Origin of the sequence: Streptomyces xylophagus (assembly GCF_000716435.1) — a bacterium.
In the GTDB taxonomy this organism is placed as follows: Bacteria; Actinomycetota; Actinomycetes; order Streptomycetales; family Streptomycetaceae; genus Streptomyces; species Streptomyces xylophagus.
This window is the reverse complement of sequence record NZ_JNWO01000006.1, coordinates 120,010-137,710: the sequence shown is the minus strand read 5'-3', so window position 1 is coordinate 137,710 and position 17,701 is coordinate 120,010. Positions and strand designations below refer to the sequence as shown.

Sequence of the window (17,701 nt, the reverse complement as noted above, 5' to 3'; positions counted from 1 at the left end):
GTTCGAGGGGGCGAACGACAGGGGTGGATGGCCTTATCGTCTGCTCGGACGGGGGCTTCCTTTGAGCAGCCTATGTACAACGTCGTACGACAAGATGCGCGACCGGAGGACGAACGACATGACGGTGACCCTGGCGGACGTGGCGGCCCGCGCCCAGGTCTCCCCCGCGACGGTGTCGCGCGTACTGAACGGCAACTACCCGGTCGCGGCGACCACGCGGGAGCGGGTGCTGCGTGCGGTCGACGAGCTCGACTACGTGCTCAACGGTCCCGCGAGCGCGCTTGCCGCGGCCACGTCGGATCTGGTCGGGATTCTCGTCAACGACATCGCCGACCCCTTCTTCGGGATCATGGCGAGCGCGATCCAGTCCGAGATCGGGGGGCCGGGCGGGCGTGCGGGCGGGGAGCGGCTGGCTGTGGTGTGCAACACAGGGGGCTCTCCGGAGCGCGAGCTGACGTACCTGACCCTGCTGCAACGGCAGCGGGCGGCGGCCGTCGTCCTGACGGGTGGCGCCATGGAGAACGCGCCGCACGCGGCCGCCGTGGCGGCGAAGCTGCGGAAGCTCGGGGAGGCGGGGACGCGGGTGGTCCTGTGCGGACGGCCGCCGGCGCCGGACACGGGGGCGTTCGCGTTGACGTTCGACAACCGTGGGGGTGGCCGGGAGCTGACCGAGCACCTGATCGGGCTCGGGCATCGACGGCTGGGCTACATCGCGGGGCCGGAGGAACGCACGACCACTCGGCACCGGCTGGAGGGTCACCGTGAGGCGCTGGCCGCGCACGGGATCGACGAGGATCCCCGGTGGACCGTGCACGGGCGGTACGACCGGCGGTCGGGGTACGAGGCCACGCTGGAGCTGTTGCGGCGGGACCCGTCGTTGACCGCCGTGGTCGCGGCGAACGACTCCGTCGCGGTGGGGGCGAGTGCGGCGCTGCGGGAGTCCGGGCTGCGGATTCCGGACGACGTCTCCGTCGCCGGGTTCGACGATCTGCCGTTCAGTGTGGATGCGGTGCCTTCTCTTACGACGGTGCGGTTGCCGTTGTCGGAGGCGGGGGCTCGGGCGGGGCGGATCGCGATGGGGCGGGAGGAGCCGCCGCCGGGGGGGATCGCGACGGTTCGGGGGGAGTTGATGGTTCGGGGGTCTTCTGGGGTGCCTCGGAAGTGACCCCGGGGGGCGGGGCGGGGCGTTGTCGGTGCCGGTGGTTTTGAGGGGCTGTTCGTTGATGCGGGCGTTGCTGGGGGCTGCCGCCCCCAGGCCCCCGCTTCGGCCCTGAAGGGGCCTCGTCCTCAAACGCCGGACGGGCTGGATGATGCCGGCCTGTGGTGAAAAGTGCGGGAGGTCGTGGGAGCGGGGCGGGCTGGATTTCGCCGACCGGCGTTGGAAAGCGGGGGAGACCGCCGGAGCCGGACAGGCTGGGTGATGCGGGCCGGCGTTGGAAAGTGCAGACGATCGCGGTGGAACGTGCGGGAGGTCGCTGGAGCCGGACGGACTGGATTTCGCCGACCGGCGTGGAAAAGTGCTGGAGCGACCGGCGTTGGAAAGTACGGGCGATCGCGGGCGCCGGACGGGTCGAGTGTCGCCGAACAGCGTTGAAAAGTGCGGGAGGTCCCGGGAGCTGGACGGGCTGAGTGTCCCCGACCGGCGTTGAAAAGTGCGGGAGTTCGCGGGAGCCCGGACAGGCTTGGTTTCGCCGACCAGCGTGGAAAAGTGCTGGAGCGACCGGACTCGAAAAGTGCGGGAGATCTCGGGCGATCGTGCCCTACGATCCCCCAATGCCTCGTGCCCTGATTCTCGGTGGAACCGGTCTTGTCGGGCGGGCGGCTGCGCTGCGGTTGCTGGCGGGTGGTTGGCGGGTGGATGTCGTCGGGCGGGAGCCGGCGCGGATGCCGACCGAACTGGTCGCCGCTGGGGGGAAGTTCATCGCGGCGGAACGTGCCGATGAGAGGCAGACGCGGGCCGCTCTCGGGGCCGGGGCCGATCTGCTCGTCGACTGTCTTTGTTTCACCGCGGCCGACGCGGGGTCGTTGGTGGCACTGGCGGCGGATGCCGCGTCCACTGTGGTGATCTCCAGTCGGGCCGTGTACGTCGACGCGGCGGGCAATCACGTCAACTCCGATACGCCGCCTCGTTTTGAGGGGCCGATCCGGGAGAGCCAGGCGACACTCGCGCCGAGGAGCGACATCGACTACCGCTCGCGCGAGGGGTACGGCGCGAACAAAGTCGCCGCCGAGCAGGTGGTGTTGGGGAGCGGGTTACCGATCAGCGTGTTGCGGCCGTCGCAGATCCACGGGATCGGGGCGTCACCGGCGCGTGAATGGGCCGTCGTCAAGCGGGTGTTGGACGGTCGTACGGTCCTGCTGCTGGCCCGTGGGGGCACCGGGGTCGTCCACACCACCGCCGCCGCGAATCTCGCCGCGCTCATCGAGACGGTCGCCGGGCGGCCGGGTACCCGTGTCCTCAACTGCGCCGATCCGGACGCGCCTAGCGCGCGGGAGATCTGCCGGACCATCGCGGGGTACCTCGGCCACGAGTGGGAGGAAGTCCTGTTGGACGGTACGGCACCGCCCGGGCTGGGCTTCACCCCCTGGGACTCCCCGCACCCGATCGTCCTCGACACCTCCGCCGCGACAGCGCTCGGTTACCGGGCGGCCGGGACCTACGCGACCACGATCGCACCCGCACTGGACTGGCTGGTGGAGGCGGCGGGGAAGGGACGACCTCCCGTCGACGACGGGTACTTCGCGGGGTACTTCGACTATGCGGCCGAGGATGCCTTTCTTGCGGGGCTGACGGGACAGCACCGGCAGTGACGAGGCAAGAGACACCCTCTTCGAGAAGGGCCCCTCAAGTCACCTCGTCCTGAACCGACTTACCTCCGCCCCGGCTCTCCCCTTCGCCCCAACCTCCACTGTCAGTGCTCCCCCTTATCGTCCCCCCATGGTCTTCTCCCTGCCCAACGAAATCTCCCTTCCCTCCGGCCGCTTCGAGACCCGAGGGGAGGTGGAGGTGTGGTTCTCCGACGAACTGCCGGACGGTCTCGCGGAGTTGTGGCCCCGGCTGCTGGAGTCGGCCGAGGTCACGGGGCTGTATCCGTTCATCTGCTGGCCGGATGACCATGGCCGACCCGAGGACCTGGGCGAGATCGACGCGATCCGGCTCGATGCCGTGCTCGCGGCGGACTTCGCCGAGTACCGGCGCCAACGGCTGCCGCGCTGGTCGAATCCGGTGTCGGACGAGGAATGGGCGGCGAGCGTGCCGGAGGAAGTCCGGGAGTACGTCGCGCCCTGGCCGCACGACCCGGGGCCGCCCTTCGAGAGCTGGCCCGGGCTCGCGGCGGGCGGGGCCGACACGGGTGCCGGGGTCAGTCCGGATGAGGCTGCCCGGCGGACCGTAGCGGATGTCCTCGGTACTGAACCCTTCGTGCACACCTGTTCCCTCGCCCTTGTGCCCGCTCGCCGTAGTGCCGACGTGCCGGCGATCCTGGGGTGGGCGGCCGAGGCGCCGCTTCCCCTGATGTGCGCGCTGTTGCGCAGTTGGGAGGAGCGGTTCGGGGCGCGGGTCGTGGCGGGGTTCGGGAGTGCGTTGACCGTGTCGGTCGCCCGGCCGCCTCTCGATGTCGGGGATGCGGAGCGGCTCGCGTTGGAGCATGTGCTGTCGACCGCCGACAACATCGTGGACGATCCGCCGACGCCGTTCCCCGAGTACGCGAACGGGCTGGTGGGGCAGTCCAGTTGGCGGTTCTGGTGGGACTGAGACCGTCGCCGCGTGGCCCGTGCGGGCCGGTGGCCTCCGCCGCGACCCGGTCGGGGTAGGCGGAATCCCGCGCTCAGTCACCGACCGGGCCCCCTCGCCATCAGCCCGTCAGGCCGTCCCCCGCAGCGCGAGAATCGCCGTGATCGCCGCCGTCACCCGCGCCTCGACCTCCTCCGCATTCCCCGAGGGGAGCTTGCCGTCCAGGTGCAGGAACGCGAGGCCGTGGACTAGTGACCAGCTGGCCGTGGCCAGGGCCTCGGCGTCGGCCTGGGGGAAGGCCTGGCTCACGTGGGTCAGGACGAACGCGCCGAGTTCCGCCGCGGCGACGGCGCGCGCGTCCTCCGGGGTGGTGCAGGGGGTGCCGAACATGAGCCGGAACAGTGCCGGCCGGTCCAGGGCGAACCGGACGTAGTTGACGGCGAGTTGGGCTAGGTCCTCCGGGGTCGCCGGTTGCGCGGCGGCAGCGGCGAGGCGGTGCCCCAGGTCGGCGAAACCCTGGGCCGCGAGTTCGGACTCCAGCTCATCCTTGTCGGCGAAGTGCCGGTAGGGCGCGGTCGCCGAGACACCGGCCCGGCGGGCCACCGCGCGCAACGACAGGCCGCCGTCGTCCTCCTCCAGGAGATCCATGGCAGCGCCCAGCAGAGCCGCGCGCAGATCACCGTGGTGATAGCGGGGCTTCTCCGAAGTTGACACTGCTCACATCCCCCTCGTAGCGTGGCGTGCAGCGTGATGTAAGCATCGTACACATTCGGGAGGGCGGGCTACTGATGGCCACTGACATGCAGGGATTCGTGCTGACCCGGTACGGGGACGCGAGCGCCATGGAGCTGCGGGAGGTCCCCGAGCCGACGGCTGGCGCCGGCGAGGTGCTCGTCCGGGTACGGGCGGCGGGGCTGAACCCGATCGACTACAAGGTCCGCCAGGGTGCGATGCGGTTGGTGCAGCGCCTCGACCTGCCCCAGGTGGCGGGGAGTGAACTGTCCGGCGAGGTCGAGGCGGTCGGTGCCGGCGTCACCCGGTTCGCGGTCGGGGACCGGGTGTTCGCCAGGGTCGACAAGAAGAAGTTGGGTGCCTATGCGCACTACGCCGTCGTGGACGAAGCGCTGGTGGGGAAGATGCCCGACTCGCTGGACTTCGCCGACGCGGCCGGGCTGCCGCTGGCCGGGCTGACCGCTCTGCAGGGACTGCGCGACGAACTGGGCGTCACCGCCGGCGACCGGGTGTTCATCTCCGGTGGGGCCGGAGGCGTGGGCACCCTCGCCATCCAGCTGGCCTCCTGGATGGGGGCGGAGGTGGCCACCACCGCGTCACCCCGTGGCGAGGAACTGGTGCGGTCCCTCGGGGCCACCACTGTCGTCGACTACCAGCGGGAGAAGTTCAGGGACGTCCTTCGCGACTACGACGGCGCGTTCGACCTGACCGGTGGGGACGATCTGCGGGACAGCTTCGCCGTCCTCAAGCGGGGCGCGAAGACGGTCTCCGTCGCGGGACTGCCCGAGCCGGTCAACGCCCGCGAGGACTTCGACTCCGGCCCGCTGGTCGCCGCCGCGCTGTGGCTGGCCGGTGCCAAGGTCCGCCGTCAGGCGCGGAAGCAGGGGGTCGGCTACCGGTTCCTGTTCATGCACCCCAGCGGAGCGGACCTCGACCTGCTGGCCGGACTGGTCGACAAGGGCGAGCTGCGGCCGGTGACCGACCGGGTCTTCCCGTTCGCGCGGATCGCCGACGCCTTCGCGTATCTCGAACAGGGCCACGCCAAGGGCAAGGTCGTCGTAGAGATGTGAGGCAGCGGCATGGACGGAGGACGGCCCCGCGTACTACCGTCGGAACCGCAATACCTCTGACTGAGTCAACTACCCTGAGCGAGCACCGGGGACTGATCATGACCGTCCAGGACATCCGCGCCTTCAACCGCTTCTACACGAACGTCATCGGCGCCCTCGACTACAGCCGCCACCTCTACGCCCCCTTCACCCTCACCGAGTCCCGCGTCCTGTACGAACTCGCGCACTCCCCTCGTACGGACGCCGCTGATCTCCGTTCCGAACTCTCGCTGGACGCCGGGTACTTGAGCCGGATTCTGAACCGGTTCGAGCAGGACGGGCTGATCGAGCGGGCGCCCTCGGAGCGCGATCCGCGGCGGCGGCAGGTCACGCTCACCGTGCGAGGGCGGGAGACCGCGCAGCTGTTGGCCGAGCGGGCGGACGAATCCGTGGGGGCGCTGCTCGCGACCGTGGCCGACGCCGACCGGCCGCGGCTCTCCGAAGCGCTGCACACCGTACGGACCATCCTGTCGGACACGGATGCTCACCGGCCGCGGGCCGAGGATGTCGTGCTGCGGGAGCCGGGGGCCGGTGACCTGGGCTGGATCGTGCAGCGGAACGCGGCGCTGTACGCCGCCGAGTACGACTTCAACGCCGACTACGAAGGGCTCGTGGCGCGGATCGTCGCCGATTTCGCCGAGGATCACGATCCGCATCTGGAGCGGGTGTGGATCGCCGAGCTGGACGGGCGGGCGGTGGGGTGTGTGATGTGTGTGCGGGACGAGGCACCGGGGGCGGCGCGGCTGCGGCTGCTGCTCGTCGAGCCGGACGCGCGGGGACTGCGGATCGGGGATCGGCTGGTGTCGGCCGTCGTCGAGTTCGCACGCGGAGTCGGTTATCGCGACCTCGTGCTGTGGACGAACGACATCCTCGGCGCCGCCCGCCGTATCTACCAGCGGCACGGGTTCGTCCTCGTCGCCGAGAAGCCGCACCGCTCCTTCGGTCAGGATCTCGTCGGCCAGGACTGGCGTCTCGACCTGCACGGGACCGGTGAGTGACGAGTAGGGTCCCGAGTATGAAGCTCGCCTTCTCCACCCTCGGTGTCCCCGGGCTCCCCGTGGCCGACGTGCTGCAGCTCGCCGTCACGCACGGCTACCACGGCGTGGAGTTGCGTGCGCATCCGGAGGAGCCCGTGCACCCCGGTATCGACGCTGCCCAACGGGCCGACGTGGTTGCCGAGTTCAAGGCGGCCGGCGTCGAAGTCCTGGGCCTCGCCGGGTACGCACGCGTGGCGGCGCCGGGCGACGACGACGTCGTCCTCGCGGAGATCCGTGAACTCCTGGAACTGGCACGGGACTTGGGCGCGCCCTTCGTGCGGGTCTTTCCCGGCGGCGGCACCGAGCAGCCCGTCATGGAGGCCGATGCCACGGCCGCGCGGCGGCTGGGTACCGCGGCGGAGTGGGGCGCCGATCTCGGCGTACGGGTCCTGCTGGAGACGCACGACTCGCACCGGACCGGCGCTGACGCGCTGCGCGTGCTCGGGCCGGTCGGGCACCGGCAGGCGGGGGCCCTGTGGGACGTGATGCACACCTGGCTGGGTGGCGAGCAGCCGTCAGAGACGTTCGCCGCGCTCGGGCCGTATCTCGGATACGTCCAGGTCAAGGACATCGCGTCGGCCGAGGACACCACCCCGTTGCCGCTGGGTTCCGGTGTCCTCCCGCTCGCCGAGTGCGTCGAGGTGCTGTCCCGGCACGGGTGGGACGGCTGGCTCTGCTGGGAGTACGAGAAGCGGTGGTACGAGGCCGCCGCGCCGCTGCCCGAGCTGCTGGCCGCCGGTCACGATCACCTCGCGCGGCTGCTCAACGACTCCGCGTAAATCATCGACCGCATAATTCGCTGGCCGCTGCGGCGGAAGGCGCATAGGGTCCCCCGGTGCCCCAGCAACCCGCCCCGCGCCCCGTCATGCCCTCATGAGTCTGAGCCGTACGTTCATCGATGTCCGGCCCCTGCGGACCTCCCCCGTCTACCGGCGGCTGCTGATCGGGCGGACGGTGTCCACGCTCGGCGGCTTCATGACCATGGTCACCGTCATGTACCAGGTGTGGGACATGACCCACAGCACGGTGTGGACCGGTGCGGTCGGTGTGGCGCAGGCCCTGCCGATGATCGGCTTCGGGTTGGTCGCGGGCGCCTGGGCCGACCGGGCCGACCGGCGCCGCGTCTATCTCACGGGCACCACCGGGTGCGCTGCCTGCTCCCTCCTGCTGGCCGTGCAGGGCTTCACCGGGCACGTACCGGTGGCCGTGGTGCTGGCACTGGTGGCGGCACAGTCCGCGTTCGCCGCGATCGGCGCGCCCGCGTCGGGCGTGTTCGTGCCCCGACTGCTGCCCAAGGACCAGGTGGCCGCCGGTCTCGCCCTGAACCAGGTGACCGGCCAGGCGATGATGCTGCTCGGCCCGGCGGTGGCGGGCGTGGTGCTCGGCTGGTGGGGCATCGGCGTCTGCTACCTCCTGGACGCCCTCAGCTACGGCGCGTCGTTCTACGGCGGCTTCGGCCTCCCCCCGCTGCCGCCCGAGGGCGAGAAGGCGCGCCCCGGCCTGCACGGCATGTTCGACGGCCTGCGCTTCCTGGCCGGGCACCGGGTGGTGCGCGGCGCGCTGATCACCGACCTGGCGGCCACGGTCCTGGCTATGCCGACCAGCCTTTTCCCCCTGATCAACGCCGAGCGCTTCGGCGGCGACCCGCGGACGCTGGGCCTGTTCCTCTCCGCGCTCGCCGTGGGCGGGGTCACGGCGACGGCCCTCTCGGGCCCGGTCACCCGGCTGGCCCGCCCCGGCCCGGTGATGCTCTGCGGCGCGGCGGTCTGGGGTGCCGCCCTGGCCTGCTTCGGCCTGATGACCAACCCGTGGGCCGGACTTGGGCTGCTGGCGGTGGCGGGTGCCGCCGACGCCACCTCGGTGGTCTCCCGCAGCACGATCGTGCAGACCCGCACCCCCGACGCCCTGCTGGGCCGGGTCACGGCGGCCGAGCAGATCATCGGCCAGGCGGGCCCCAACCTCGGCAACCTCCGGGGCGGCCTGGTCGCCGGCTGGACCTCCGGCGCGACGGCCCTGTTCACCGGCGGCCTGCTGTGCGTGCTCGCGGTGGCGGGCGTGGGCGCGAGCACCCCTGAACTGCGCGCGGGAGCGGGTGTCACACCGGACGAGCCGTGAGCTTCGCCCTCCCGTCGAGACACCACTCCAGTACGGCCGGCCAGGACCCGTACCCGGCGTCCAGATCGAGGTGGCCCGCGCCCGGGATGATCTCGGTGGGGATGCCGAACGGGTCGCCGAAGACGGTCCGGGCGCCTTCCGGGCAGTACGGGTCGTCGTCGCCGGCGACCAGCCGGGTGTCTCCGGGGAGCGCCAACTCCGGGGCGGGCGGCGCGAATTCGGCGATCTCCGGGTGGCGTACGACGACGGAGGCGGACGGCGGTGCGACCAGCAGCACCCGGTCCGCGTCACCGTCCCCGACCACCCCGCGGGCGACGGCGTGCAGCCACAGCAGTGCGGAGGCGCTGTGCGCGAGGACGACCCGGGGCCCGTCGAGTTCGAGGGCGAGGTCGAGGTGGCGGCGGAGTTCACTGAGCCACACCTCCAGGTCGGGGTCGTCGGGGTTCGGCAGTTGGGGATACGCGACCTCGTGGCCCAGGGCACGGAGCCGGTCGGCGAGCCAGTGCTGCCAGTGGTCCTTCGGGCGGTGGTTCTGCCAGCCGTGGAGGATGAGGTAGGCGGTCATGACGGTGATACTCGCCGCCCCCGATCCGTCGGTCCAGTTAATCTTTTGCGGTGGAACAGGTAAGCGGGAACTTCACAGTCGACCTGCGCCGCCTCGTCGTCCTGCGCGAACTCCAGCGCCGGGGCAGCCTGGCGAAGGCGGCGGAGGCCCTGCATCTGACGCCCTCGGCGGTGTCGCAGCAGATCGCCGCGCTTGCCCGGGAGGCAGGGGTTCCGCTGACCGAACGCGAGGGGCGGGGCGTACGGCTGACCGGTCAGGCACGGGTGCTGCTGGCCCACGCCGATGTCATCGCCGCCCAACTGGAGCGGGCCCGAGCCGACTTGGCGGCCTACGGGGAGGGCGGCCGGGGTGCGGTGCGGATCGGCTGCTTCTCCAGCGGCATCCTGGGGCTGCTCCCGGGGGCGTTGCGGGCGCTGGCCGAGCGGCTCCCCCATGTCCGCGTGGACGTCGTCGAGGCGGAACCGCCGGACCTGTTCACTGCGTTGGACGGCGGGCAGCTGGACCTCGCGGTCGCGGTGGACTTCGCGGCGGCGCCGCCCCACACCGACACCCGCTACCGCAGGACCGACCTGCTGACCGACGTCCTGGACCTGGCCGTACCGCCCGACCATCCCCTCGCCGACCGCTCCCGGGTGTCCCTGCGTGAACTGGCCACCGACGCCTGGATCATCGGGGACGCCCGGAGCTGCTGCGGCGCGGTGGCCCGGTCGGTCTGCGCGGCGGCCGGTTTCACCCCGGACATCCGGCACGCGGTGAACGACTGGGGTGCGCTGGCGGCGCTGGTCGAGGCGGGGCAGGGCGTCGCGTTGATCCCCCGGCTGGTCCAACCGCTGTACGGGCACCGGCAGTTGGCGCTCCTGACGACCGAGGGCGCTCCACCGTCACGGAACGTCTTCGCGGCCGTACGGGCGGGGGCCGAGGGTGATCCGGTGCTGGGTGCGGTACGCGATCAACTCAAGCTGTCCGCGCGCGAGTTGTACCGCCGCACCCGCGCCTCCAGCCCCGCCCTGCACTCCGCCCACTCCGCCGCCGTGATCGAGTAGATCGCGGAGTCGCGCAACCGGCCGTCCTCGCCCGGCGCCCAGGACCGGGACCAGTTGCGCAGCACGCCCTCGAAGCGGGCGCCGACACTCTGGATCGCGGCGCGGGAACGGTCGTTGCGGGCGTCCGTCTTGAGGTCGACGCGGGACACGTGCCACTCCTCGAAGGCATGCCGGAACAGCAGGAGTTTGGCCTCGGCGTTGACGCCCGTGCCCTGCGCCGAACCGGCCAGCCAGGTGAACCCGACCTCGACGGCGTCGAGTTGATCGTCCGTCAGCCAGGAACGCGGCTCCCAGTAGGCCGTGGCGCCGACCGCCCTCCCGGTCGCCGTCGACACCTGGGCGTACGGCGCGAGCATGCCGGTCGCCGCGCGGCCCAACTGGGCGTCGATGTAGGCCTCCACCTCGTCCGCCCTCGGCACCCAGGTGAACGCGTACGAACCCCGGTTCTCCTCCGCCGCCACCGCCAGCTCGGCCGCGTGCCGGTGCCCGAGCGGCTCCAGGCGTACGAACTCGCCGGTCAGGACCGGAGCATCCAGTGCGAAACCCACGTACCAACTCCCCTTCGAACTCTCGGACTCTCGGACTCAGATCTTCAGAACAGGTCGAGAACTTCGGTCAGCGTCCTAATGGACGGGACCGAACCCGCCGACCCGCCCACGGTCCCGGACGACTCGCCCTCCCTGCACAACACCCGTCCCGCATAACCGAGTTCGATCGCCGCCGCCACCAACTCCGCGTCGTCGTCCACGAACACGCACTCCCCGGGGCTCGTCCCCAGCGCCTCGCTCGCGTGCCGGTACATCCGCGGATCGGGCTTGCGGCAGCCGAGGTCCAGCCGGGGGTTCCAGCGACCGCCGATCGGGCGCATGAGGACGCCGCCCGAGTCGAGGAGCGCGGCTCGCGGAACTCCGGCGGTGCCACTGCTCGTCGTCTCCGCCATCCCCGTCCGTCCTCCCCCGGCGACACGGCTAGCCCGGCAACTGGCCCCGCAGCGCGCCGAACGCCTCGTGGAAACCCGGGAAAGTCTTCCGTACGCAGCCCGGGTCGTCGAACGAGATACCCGGCACCCGCAGCCCGGTCACCGCGAAGGACATGACGATGCGGTGGTCGCCGTAGGACTTGATCTCCGTGCCTGTGACGGGAGTTGTCCCCGGGCGGATCTCGATCCAGTCCGGGCCCGTCGCCACCTCCACGCCCAGCCGCCGGAGGTTCTCCGCGCAGGCCTCCAGGCGGTCGCACTCCTTCACGCGGGTGTTGCCGACGTCCTCGATGCGGACCGGGCCGGAGGCGAAGGGGGCGAGCGCGGCCAGGGTCGGCATGGTGTCCGAGATGTCCCGCATGTTGACCGTGAGGCCGCGCAACTCGCCCGTGCCGCGCACCCGGGTGCCGTGCGCGCCGGTCTCCACCTCCGCGCCCATGCGCCGCAGTACGTCGACGAAGCCCAGGTCGCCCTGGAGCGCGCCCGCGCCGAGCCCGGGGACCGTCACCTCGCCGCCCGTCACGGCCGCCGCCGCGAAGAAGTAGCTCGCGGTGGACGCGTCGGGCTCGATGCCGTAGGTGGTGGCCGTGTAGCCGCCCGGTGGGACCACATACACGCTCCCCTCCCGCCGTACCTCCACCCCGAACGTCCGCATCATCGCGAGCGTGATCTCGATGTACGGCGCGGAGACCAGGTCGGTGACCTTGATGCTCAGGCCCTTCCTGGTCAGAGGGCCGAGGAGGAGCAGGGCGGTGAGGTACTGGGAGGACTGGCCGGCGTCGAGCACCACCTCACCGCCCTCGACGCCGGACGCCTCGATACGGAGGGGGTGGTGGCCCTCGGCCTCCTCGTGGCGCAGGTCCACGCCCAGGTCGCGCAGGGCACGGGTCAGGGGGAGGAGAGGGCGGCGGCGCATCTGCGGGGACGCGTCGAAGCGGAAGCTGCCGCGGCCGGCCGCGGCGAGGGTGGGGAGGAAACGGGCCGTCGTCGCGCCGTCCCGGCAGTACACGTCCGCCTCCGTGACCGCCGGGCCCTGCGGGCGGCCGTCGATCTGCCAGGCGCCCGGGGTCCGGCCCACGCGGTAGCCGAGCCGGGTCAGTCCCTCGGCGAAACCCTCGGTGTCGTCCGAGCGGAGGGGGCGCCGGAGGGTGGTGACGCCGTCGGCCGCCGCCGCCAGGAAGAGCGCGCGGGCGGTGATGGACTTGGAACCGGGGATGTCGACTACGGGCATGCCCTCATGATCGGGCGGCGGTCGTCCGACTCGCCGGGACGTCCACGGGATGGACGACTGCCGTTCGCCCGTACGTCCCTGTGAGCGGTCGCATCCGCCCCTTTGTGCACGGATTCACCAACTTCCGGAAATCGGACCGAAGCGGGAACCCGGACCCCTTCCGCTCCGTCCAACCCGCATGCTGCCGGACGAGTCTCCGCGGTACGGCGTCGGCCTCGCTGCTGGCTGCGAAAGCTGACAAACCCTCTCCTCCGTACCGCGGCCGGCGGCACGCCGTCATCGGCGCGCCCCCCTCCAACTGCGCCGATGGCGGCCCCTCAGCTGGGTACTGTGCGTTCCCTTGACTGGCAGAAACTTCCCGGATATTCGTGAACTCTTGGAAGTTTCCTTCAGCGGATCCGAGGATCCGAAGTGGAACACCTCCGGAAGGAGCGCACGTGCCCTCCAGACGTACCGTTCTCGCCGCGACCATGGGCGTCACCGCGTCCCTCGCGGTCGGCGGCACCGCACACGCCGACGACAACAGACTCCGCTCGCTGATCTCCCGTATGACGTTGCCGGAGAAGGTCGGCCAGCTGTTCGTGATGCGGGTCTACGGCCACTCCGCCACCGCCCCCGACCAGGCCGACATCGATGCCAACCTGAGCGAGATCGGCGTCCGTACGGCCGCCGAGCTGATCGCGAAGTACCGGGTCGGCGGGATCATCTACTTCACCTGGGCGCACAACACCCGCGCCCCGCACCAGATCGCCGACCTGTCCAACGGCATCCAGAAGGCGTCACTGGAACAGCCGCGCGGGCTGCCCGTGCTGATCGCCACCGACCAGGAACACGGCATCGTGTGCCGTATCGGCGCGCCCGCCACCCTCTTCCCGGGCGCGATGGCGATCGGCGCCGGCGGCTCCCGTGCCGACGCCCGCACCCTCGGCCGGATCTCCGGCGCCGAGCTGCGCGCGATGGGCGTCAACCAGGACTACTCCCCCGACGCCGACGTGAACGTCAACCCGGCCAACCCGGTCATCGGCGTACGGTCCTTCGGCGCCGACCCGGACGCGGTGGCAGGCCTGGTCGCCGCCGAGGTGAAGGGCTATCAGTCGGCTCGCGTCGCCGCGACCGCCAAGCATTTTCCGGGGCACGGCGACACCGCCGTGGACAGCCACTTCGGGTTCCCCGTCATCACGCACAGCCGTGAGGTGTGGGGCGCGTTGGACGCCGTCCCCTTCCGGGCGGCGGTCAAGGCCGGTATCGACTCGATCATGACCGCGCACATCATGGTCCCGGCCCTCGACGACTCCGGCGACCCGGCAACCCTCTCCCACCCGATCGTCACCGGCATCCTGCGCGGCGAACTCGGCTACGACGGAGTCGTGATCACCGACTCGCTGGGCATGGAGGGCGTACGCCAGAAGTACGGCGACGACCGGGTGCCGGTGCTCGCGCTGAAGGCCGGCGTGGATCAGCTGCTCAACCCGCCGTCCCTGGACGTGGCTTGGAACGCCGTCCTCAATGCCGTGCGGGGCGGGGAGTTGACGGAGGCGCGCCTCGACGAGTCGATCCTGCGGGTGCTGCGGCTGAAGACCCGGCTCGGGCTGCTCGACGATCCGTACGTCAGCCGGGCGGGTGTGGACCGCACGGTCGGGACCCCGGCACACCTCGCCACCGCCGACCGCATCGCCGAGCGGACGACCACCCTGCTGGTCAACAAGGCGGGGCTGCTGCCGCTGTCCCGTCGTACGCACGGGAAGGTTCTGGTGGTCGGCGCCGATCCGGCCTCCCCCACCGGTACTACGGGGCCACCCACCGGCGTGCTCGCGGCGGCCCTCGGCAAGTTGGGATTCACGGCGACCGCCCTGTCCACCGGTACGGCTCCTTCCGCCGCGACCGTCGCGAAGGCCGTGGCGGCGGCGCGTGCGGCGGACGCGGTGGTGGTGGCGACCTACAACGTCACAGCGGCCGATGCGCAGAAGGGTCTCGTCGAGCAACTGGTCGCCACCGGGAAGCCGGTCGTCGCCGTCGCCGTCCGCAACCCGTACGATGTCGCCCAACTGCCCGGAGTCCCCGCCTACTTGGCGTCCTACTCCTGGACCGACGTCGAACTCCGGGCGGCGGCACGGGTGATCGCGGGCCGGGTGTCGCCGCGCGGGAAGCTCCCGGTGGCGGTCCAGCGCGCGGACGACCCGACGCAGGTGCTGTATCCGATCGGGCACGGACTGTCGTACTAGAGGTACGTTCCCCACCCGCCCCGCCCCCGCCAACTGGCCCAAAGCACCCCGCACGGCTGGCGTGCGCCCGCTGCCGAGGGTCACGCTGGGCGGGGGCAGTCGGGGGGATCGATGCGTGGGAGATGGAGCGTGGGGGTGGGGTGCGCGCTCCTCGCTGCCCTGGTGACCGGCTGCTCGTCCGCGAACGGTTCCGACGCGGGCGACGGCCGGCTCGGCGGGAAGGCGTCCGCGTCCCCGACCTCTTCGACGGTCACCCAACCCACCGGGTACGGCGCGGTGTTCCTCGGCATCGACGAGTGCAGTTCCTTCGGCACGACCAGTTTCACCGAGGTGCCGTGCACCAGCGAGCGGGCCGCCTCGCGGGTCATCGCCCGCTACGACGGCGATGTGAGCGACGGTCCCGCCTGCCCGGCGACCTCCGACTTCGTGCTGCACATCAGCGCCCAGGGATCGTCGGACGCGGGCGGTGACGACGCCGTGCCGAAGGGCTACGCCTGTATGCGCAACCTCGAACCCCCGCACCCCGGCGACCCGGGCGGCGGGGGCGGCCCCCGCACGATCGTCGGCGACTGCGTCTACAGCTCCGGCGCCGGCCAGGTGCGGGAGACCGCGTGCGACGGCTCGGGGCAGAAGAAGCCGCAGTACAAGGTGGTCAAGGCCGTGCTGAAGCGTGCGAGTTGCCCCGCGTCGACCGCCCTGTACGTGCAGCTCGGCGGCGCACAACCGGTGGGCTGCGCCCGGCCGGTGTAGTCGGCTGACCACCAACGGCCGGGCGCGGTACGGATGTTGCTACGGGCGGAGCGTCGGCTCGCGCTGCACGTCCTGCCGGTCAAGCTTCGCGTCGTAGGGCGCGAGTGCCTTCGCCTGTGCCGTCGTCGGGGCGGGGACGCCCGCCCAGGCCAGGATGCGGGCGGTGGCGAGCGCCTTCTGGTCGGCGGTCAGGGCGGCGACGTTCGCGCCGTGGTTCAGGCCGGGCGCGGTGAAGACGTACGAGTCCTTCGAGCCCTTCCCGACGGCGAAGCGCTCGGCGCCCCACGGGTCGTTCTGGCCGTAGACGAACAGCATGTGGTCGGCGTGGTGGCGGACCCAGCTGTCCACGTCCCGCATCGCCTTGGGCTGGAAGCGCATCGGGATGTCACGCGGGACGAAGTTGCGGGGCGGCTGGTAGCCGTAGTGGATGTACTTCTTCTCGATGTACGGGAACTGGATGGTGGGCGCGCCGAGTTGGGTGCCCGCCTGGTAGTAGTACGGGGTGTACGGGGACAGGCCCTGGTCGGTGTAGAAGGAGAAGCCGGAGATCGTGTCGACCGAGGTCCAGATCTCGTCGTCGGTGGCGGTCGCCGCGTTGGCCGGGATGATGTCGCAGTCGGCGAGCAGGCTGTACTGCCAGAAGCCCCAGACGTAGTCGAGGACGACGGCTTCATAGGCCTTGTCCAGGCTGCCGACGGTGGTGAAGGTGAAGCCGTTCTCCGCCGCGTAGGCCGCGTACTTCTGCTCCAGCGGCTCCCTGCGCACCAGCGCCTCGCGCTGTACGGCGTCCAGGCGGTCGCGGCACTCCTTGGTGCCGACCTTGGTGAAGAAGCGGTCGTAGGCCGAATCCTCGTTGTTCACCACGTCGTTGGGGGCGACGTAGGCGACGACGCCGTCCATGTCGCGCGGGTAGAAGCGCTCGAAGTAGGTGGCGGTCATGCCGCCCTTGGAGCCGCCGGTGGCGAGCCAGTTCTTGGTGTAGATCGACTTGAGGGCCTTGAAGACGCGGTGCTGGTCGCTGGCCGCCTGCCAGATGTCGAGCTTGGACCAGTCGGCCGGCTCGGGGCGGGACGGTGTGAAGTAGCGGTATTCCAGGGAGACTTGGTTGGCGTCCGCGATCCGGGTGGGTTCGCTGCGGCTGGGGTTCGTGGAGACGTTGTAGCCGCTGGTGTAGAAGACCGTCGGGCGGGAGACGTCCTTGTGCAGCACGGTGATGCGCTGCTGGAACGTGCCCTTGGACGGGTGCCGGTGGTCGATCGGCTGGGTGTAGTTGAGAACGAAGTAGCGGTAGCCGGTGTACGGCTTCTCCTGGACCAGGCTCATGCCGGGTATCGCCAGCAGCTGGTCCTTGATGTCTGCGGTTTGACCGGTTCGGCCGGCCTGGGCGGCGGTGGCCACCCCGGCCGTGCTCAGCGTGCCTATGAGCACGGTGAGCGCCAGCAGCCATCTGAGCGCCTTGCGCATGCCATCTCCCCTGTGAGGCAGTTGTGAACCGGAAGCTATCGGAGCAACTCCCGTCACACCAGAGGAGGTTGTTCACTCAGGGCGCTGTGCGGTGGTTCAGCACAGAATCCAGCCCGAGCTGACCGACCCGCCGCCGACCGCGCCCTTGACCCGTACGCACCGGTGCCCGGCGTGCACGGTGACCGGTCCGGCCCGGTGGGTGTAGCGGCCCTTGTCGACGACCGGGCGGTTGCCGCGGGCCTGGACGCTGACCGACATCGGGCGCTTGGTGCCGGCGGTCCTGGGGGCGGTGTAGGCGCAGACGTAGTCGCCCCGGCGGAAGACGTGGACGGTGCCGGTGGAGAAGGGCAGCGTCGCCACCTCCCGCCCCGGGCAGACCGAGGCCGCCTGGGCGGTGCCGGGGGCCGCGAGCGCGAACAGCCCGGACGCGGTGAGCACGGCCATACCGAGTGCCACCCGCCGTCGTAGCGCACCCATGTCCACAGTCGTCCCTCCCGTACAGCAGCCGGACAGCGTACTGATGTACGGACGCAAGACGTATGTCGGACGGTTGCGCGACCCTCAGCGCGGCGCGGTGACCGGCTCCTCGGACTCGGGTGCGCCGACGAAGGTGCGCCACAGTTCGGCGTAGTACCCGCCGAGCGCGAGCAGCTCGTCGTGTGTGCCGTCCTCGACAACCCGCCCGTGGGCTGAACCTCCCATGCCGCCCTCGCACCGCTCG

18 protein-coding genes are annotated in these 17,701 nt (G+C 71.2%); 10 read left to right on the top strand and 8 right to left on the bottom strand.

Annotated features, from left to right (window positions below; genetic code table 11):
• The first annotated feature begins 118 nt into the window (after positions 1 to 118).
• From OO70_RS14085 to OO70_RS52395, 3 genes are all read left to right on the top strand, one after another.
• A complete protein-coding gene (locus tag OO70_RS14085) occupies positions 119 to 1,165 on the top strand; it encodes a LacI family DNA-binding transcriptional regulator (RefSeq protein ID WP_043669915.1) in 1,047 nt (348 codons plus the stop codon).
• Between the two features lie 608 nt (positions 1,166 to 1,773).
• Entirely contained in the window at positions 1,774 to 2,811 is a 1,038-nt protein-coding gene (locus OO70_RS14080; protein ID WP_043669436.1) for an NAD-dependent epimerase/dehydratase family protein, read from the top strand.
• Positions 2,812 to 2,938: 127 nt separating this feature from the next.
• Positions 2,939 to 3,754, top strand: a complete 816-nt coding sequence (locus tag OO70_RS52395; RefSeq protein WP_078651398.1) for a DUF4253 domain-containing protein — start codon at positions 2,939 to 2,941, stop codon at positions 3,752 to 3,754.
• A gap of 108 nt (positions 3,755 to 3,862) precedes the next feature.
• Here OO70_RS52395 and OO70_RS14070 read toward each other — a convergent pair whose 3' ends face one another.
• Positions 3,863 to 4,447 carry a TetR/AcrR family transcriptional regulator gene (locus OO70_RS14070; protein WP_043669432.1) on the bottom strand — a complete coding sequence of 195 codons (585 nt, stop codon included), beginning with the start codon at positions 4,445 to 4,447 and terminating at the stop codon, positions 3,863 to 3,865.
• Positions 4,448 to 4,521: 74 nt separating this feature from the next.
• Here OO70_RS14070 and OO70_RS14065 point away from each other — a divergent pair, with 74 nt between their 5' ends.
• The 4 genes from OO70_RS14065 (at position 4,522) to OO70_RS14050 (ending at position 8,726) form a co-directional block, all read left to right on the top strand.
• The gene (locus tag OO70_RS14065; RefSeq protein ID WP_199827307.1) at positions 4,522 to 5,535 is read left to right on the top strand and encodes an NADP-dependent oxidoreductase; all 1,014 of its coding nucleotides are present in this window, start codon (positions 4,522 to 4,524) and stop codon (positions 5,533 to 5,535) included.
• Between the two features lie 98 nt (positions 5,536 to 5,633).
• On the top strand, positions 5,634 to 6,572 hold the full coding sequence (locus tag OO70_RS14060) for a bifunctional helix-turn-helix transcriptional regulator/GNAT family N-acetyltransferase (RefSeq protein WP_043669429.1): 939 nt from the start codon (positions 5,634 to 5,636) through the stop codon (positions 6,570 to 6,572).
• Positions 6,573 to 6,589: 17 nt separating this feature from the next.
• Positions 6,590 to 7,390 (top strand): sugar phosphate isomerase/epimerase family protein, encoded by an 801-nt coding sequence (locus OO70_RS14055; RefSeq protein WP_043669426.1) that lies wholly within the window; start codon positions 6,590 to 6,592, stop codon positions 7,388 to 7,390.
• Between the two features lie 94 nt (positions 7,391 to 7,484).
• Positions 7,485 to 8,726: an MFS transporter gene (locus tag OO70_RS14050; RefSeq protein WP_043669423.1), complete on the top strand. Its 1,242-nt coding sequence runs from the start codon at positions 7,485 to 7,487 to the stop codon at positions 8,724 to 8,726.
• Here OO70_RS14050 and OO70_RS14045 read toward each other — a convergent pair.
• Positions 8,707 to 9,291, bottom strand: a complete 585-nt coding sequence (locus OO70_RS14045; RefSeq protein ID WP_043669420.1) for an RBBP9/YdeN family alpha/beta hydrolase — start codon at positions 9,289 to 9,291, stop codon at positions 8,707 to 8,709. The two genes, OO70_RS14050 and OO70_RS14045, sit on opposite strands and share 20 nt — an antisense overlap.
• Before the next feature lie 50 nt (positions 9,292 to 9,341).
• On the opposite strand from OO70_RS14045, the gene OO70_RS14040 reads away from it, so the two are divergent.
• On the top strand, positions 9,342 to 10,334 hold the full coding sequence (locus tag OO70_RS14040; RefSeq protein WP_078651397.1) for a LysR family transcriptional regulator: 993 nt from the start codon (positions 9,342 to 9,344) through the stop codon (positions 10,332 to 10,334).
• Here the strand turns inward: OO70_RS14040 and OO70_RS14035 are convergent.
• Genes OO70_RS14035 through aroA form a run of 3 tightly spaced genes read right to left on the bottom strand, consistent with a single transcriptional unit; the run spans position 10,241 to position 12,544 of the window.
• The gene (locus OO70_RS14035) at positions 10,241 to 10,882 is read right to left on the bottom strand and encodes a GNAT family N-acetyltransferase (protein WP_043669417.1); all 642 of its coding nucleotides are present in this window, start codon (positions 10,880 to 10,882) and stop codon (positions 10,241 to 10,243) included. The two genes, OO70_RS14040 and OO70_RS14035, sit on opposite strands and share 94 nt — an antisense overlap.
• 44 nt (positions 10,883 to 10,926) lie before the next feature.
• Positions 10,927 to 11,274, bottom strand: coding sequence for an HAD-IA family hydrolase (locus tag OO70_RS14030; protein ID WP_043669411.1), 348 nt, complete (start codon positions 11,272 to 11,274; stop codon positions 10,927 to 10,929).
• 28 nt (positions 11,275 to 11,302) lie between these two features.
• Complete coding sequence (gene aroA, locus OO70_RS14025; protein ID WP_043669408.1) at positions 11,303 to 12,544, bottom strand: 3-phosphoshikimate 1-carboxyvinyltransferase; 1,242 nt, start codon at positions 12,542 to 12,544, stop codon at positions 11,303 to 11,305.
• A gap of 437 nt (positions 12,545 to 12,981) precedes the next feature.
• On the opposite strand from aroA, the gene OO70_RS14020 reads away from it, so the two are divergent.
• On the top strand, positions 12,982 to 14,766 hold the full coding sequence (locus OO70_RS14020) for a glycoside hydrolase family 3 protein (protein ID WP_043669405.1): 1,785 nt from the start codon (positions 12,982 to 12,984) through the stop codon (positions 14,764 to 14,766).
• Between the two features lie 111 nt (positions 14,767 to 14,877).
• Positions 14,878 to 15,516 (top strand): hypothetical protein, encoded by a 639-nt coding sequence (locus OO70_RS14015; protein ID WP_043669402.1) that lies wholly within the window; start codon positions 14,878 to 14,880, stop codon positions 15,514 to 15,516.
• Between the two features lie 39 nt (positions 15,517 to 15,555).
• Here OO70_RS14015 and OO70_RS14010 read toward each other — a convergent pair whose 3' ends face one another.
• From OO70_RS14010 to OO70_RS54560, 3 genes are all read right to left on the bottom strand, one after another.
• On the bottom strand, positions 15,556 to 16,980 hold the full coding sequence (locus tag OO70_RS14010; RefSeq protein WP_043669399.1) for a S28 family serine protease: 1,425 nt from the start codon (positions 16,978 to 16,980) through the stop codon (positions 15,556 to 15,558).
• 96 nt (positions 16,981 to 17,076) lie between these two features.
• Positions 17,077 to 17,457, bottom strand: a complete 381-nt coding sequence (locus OO70_RS14005) for a hypothetical protein (RefSeq protein WP_199827306.1) — start codon at positions 17,455 to 17,457, stop codon at positions 17,077 to 17,079.
• 84 nt (positions 17,458 to 17,541) lie between these two features.
• A complete protein-coding gene (locus OO70_RS54560; protein ID WP_158711469.1) occupies positions 17,542 to 17,682 on the bottom strand; it encodes a hypothetical protein in 141 nt (46 codons plus the stop codon).
• Between the last annotated feature and the right edge of the window lie 19 nt (positions 17,683 to 17,701).